The organism is Mesorhizobium sp. M7A.F.Ca.CA.002.09.1.1, from assembly GCF_003998555.1.
GTDB lineage: Bacteria > Pseudomonadota > Alphaproteobacteria > Rhizobiales > Rhizobiaceae > Mesorhizobium > Mesorhizobium ciceri.
The window spans coordinates 1-2,944 of sequence record NZ_RZRR01000725.1 but is presented as its reverse complement, the minus strand read 5'-3'; the positions used below and the strand labels follow the sequence as shown (position 1 = coordinate 2,944).

Below are 2,944 nucleotides of genomic sequence, written 5' to 3'. Positions count from 1 at the left end.
CCTCCAAGGAGGAGTTTGCCGGGGAGGTGCTGGACCGCTATTTCGCCTATGTCGGCAAGTTGGTCGAGAAAGCCTTGGCGCAGGACGGCACGCCGCCCATCGGCCGGCTGAGGCGCTACGTCGATGTCATCACCTCGAAGCTTGAGGCGCATGATTGGGCACGCGGCTGCATGATAGGCAATCTCAGCCTCGAGACCGCGGTCCACAGCGAGCCGCTGCGCCTGCAACTCGTCGACATCTTCGAACGCTGGCGCCAGCCCTTCGCCGCCTGCATCGCCGAAGGCCAGGCAGCCGGCGACATCTCCAAGACCTTCGAGGCCGAGGACCTTGCCGACTTCCTGCTGTCGTCTTGGCAGGGCGCCATGCTGCGCATGAAGGTTGAACGTAGCCCCGCGCCGCTCGAGCGGTTCAAGAAAATCATCTTCAGCACAGTTTTTGCAAAGGAGCCGACCCCATGAGTTCGAAAGCCAACATTTCTCAAGCTGGCGTCGCTGCACCGAGACGCTCGCAGATCGCCGTGCTCGATTCGACCATGTCCTATGTCGAGACGGGAGCGTCCGGCCCCACCGTTCTGTTCCTGCATGGCAATCCGACCTCATCCCACATCTGGCGCAACATCATCCCGTATGTCGCGCCGCTCGGTCGCTGCATCGCGCCCGACCTGATCGGCTACGGCCAATCCGGCAAGCCCGATATCGATTATCGCTTCTTCGATCACGTCCGCTATCTCGACGCCTTCCTGGACGTGCTCGACATCCAGGAAGTGGTGTTGGTCGCGCAGGACTGGGGCACGGCCCTGGCTTTCCATCTCGCGGCGCGGCGACCGCAACGCGTGCTCGGCCTTGCCTTCATGGAATTCATCCGACCCTTCGAGCGCTGGGAGGATTTTCATCAGCGCCCGCAAGCCCGCGAAATGTTCAAGGCGCTGCGCACGCCGGGTGTCGGCGAGAAGCTGGTCCTGGAAGACAATGTCTTCGTCGAAAAAGTGTTGCCGGCCTCGGTGCTGCGTACACTGAGCGATGAGGAGATGACCGTCTACCGGGCGCCGTTCCCGACACCGCAATCGCGAAAGCCGGTGTTGCGCCTGCCTCGGGAATTGCCGATCGAGGGCCAGCCCGCCGACGTTGCCGCCATCAGCGAACATGATCATCGCGCACTTCGGCTCTCCACCTATCCGAAACTGCTGTTTGCGGGCGATCCCGGCGCGCTGATTGCGCCGCAGGCCGCACGCGAATTCGCCGCCGGGCTGAAGAACTGCCGGTTCATCAATCTCGGACCCGGTGCGCACTATCTGCAGGAAGACCATGCCGACGCGATAGGCGGCACCATTGCCGGCTGGCTCCCCGAGGTCTTTCAGGCGAGCCGCACGGCCGAATTGGCCTGAAGCAAGCCATGGCTTCCGGCGGCTTCCCTGCCGCCGGACCGGTCGACAGGCCCGCACTGCGCTGCTAGAAGCCCGGCCTGTCACACGGAAATCCCAGAGAATGCCCGAAGCAATAGAAGAAGAAGTGGCGCGCCGCCGCACCTTCGCGATCATCGCGCACCCGGACGCCGGCAAGACCACGCTCACCGAAAAGCTGCTGCTGTTCGGCGGCGCCATCCAGCTTGCCGGCGAGGTCAAGGCCAAGAAGGACAAGATCCAGACGCGGTCGGACTGGATGAAGATCGAGCGTGAGCGCGGCATTTCGGTCGTCACTTCGGTGATGACCTTCGAGTATGAAGACAATGTCTTCAACCTGCTCGACACGCCCGGCCACGAGGATTTCGCAGACGACACCTATCGCACGCTATCGGCGGTCGACTCGGCCGTCATGGTCATCGATGCCGCCAAGGGCATCGAGCCGCGCACGCTGAAGCTTTTCGAAGTCTGCCGGCTACGCGACATCCCGATCATCACCTTCGTCAACAAGATGGATCGCGAAAGCCGCGATCCGTTCGAGATTCTGGATGAGATCGAGCAGAAGCTGGCGCTGGATACGGCGCCGATCACCTGGCCGATCGGCCGGGGCAAGAATTTTTCCGGCACCTACCATCTGGCGCTGAACGCCGTGCGCAGGGGCGACGACGAGAAGGAGCGCACGCCGGTCAACGGTCCCGATTCCAACCGCGTCGCCGGCCTTTTGCCGGAGAACGAGCGCGAGGCCTTCATCGAGGAGCTGGAGCTGGCGCGGGAAGCATGCAGACCCCTTGATATAGAAGCCTTCCGCGAGGGTCACCTGACGCCGGTCTATTTCGGCTCGGCGCTGCGCAATTATGGCGTGCGCGACCTGATCGAGGCGCTCGGCGCTTTTGGACCGCCGCCGCGTGCTCAAGAGGCCGACACCCGCAAGGTCGAGGCGACCGAAGAGAAGATGACGTCCTTCGTCTTCAAGATCCAGGCCAACATGGATCCCAACCACCGCGACCGCATAGCCTTCGTCCGCGTCTGTTCGGGCAAGCTCGAGCGCGGCATGAAGGCCAAGCTGGTACGCACGGGAAAACCGATGTCGCTGTCGGCGCCGCAGTTCTTCTTTGCCCGCACACGCGTCACCGCCGACGAGGCCTTTGCCGGCGACGTCGTCGGCATTCCCAACCACGGCACGCTGCGTATTGGCGATACGCTGACCGAGGGCGAGGAAATCCTGTTCCGCGGCGTTCCGAATTTCGCCCCGGAAATCCTGCGCCGTGTCCGCCTCGGCGACGCGATGAAGGCCAAAAAGCTGAAGGAAGCGCTGCACCAGATGGCAGAGGAGGGCGTCGTGCAGCTGTTTTCGCCCGAGGACGGCTCACCGGCCATCGTCGGTGTCGTCGGCGCGCTGCAACTCGACGTCCTGAAGGAACGGCTGAACTTCGAATACACTCTGCCGGTCGAATTCGAGATGCCGCGCTTTTCCGTGTGCCGCTGGATCTCGGCCGACGACAAGGCCGAGGTCCTGCGTTTCATCGAGGCGCATCGCGGCGACAT

3 protein-coding genes are annotated in these 2,944 nt (G+C 63.2%); all 3 read left to right on the top strand.

Annotated features, from left to right (window positions below; translation table 11 throughout):
• Positions 1-458 (top strand): TetR family transcriptional regulator C-terminal domain-containing protein (locus EN994_RS25165; RefSeq protein ID WP_127307894.1); only part of this gene is annotated, 458 nt, incomplete at its 5' end.
• Complete coding sequence (locus tag EN994_RS25160; protein ID WP_063169913.1) at positions 455-1,384, top strand: haloalkane dehalogenase; 930 nt, start codon at positions 455-457, stop codon at positions 1,382-1,384. The genes EN994_RS25165 and EN994_RS25160, both read left to right, overlap by 4 nt.
• 100 nt (positions 1,385-1,484) lie before the next feature.
• Positions 1,485-2,944, top strand: a 1,460-nt coding sequence (locus tag EN994_RS25155; RefSeq protein ID WP_127307893.1) for a peptide chain release factor 3, incomplete at its 3' end; no start/stop codon positions are given.

Bases quoted from the DNA above. Each gene is read 5' to 3' on its own strand.
- EN994_RS25160 (WP_063169913.1), top strand. From the start codon at position 455: ATGAGTTCGAAAGCCAACATTTCTCAAGCTGGCGTCGCTGCACCGAGA.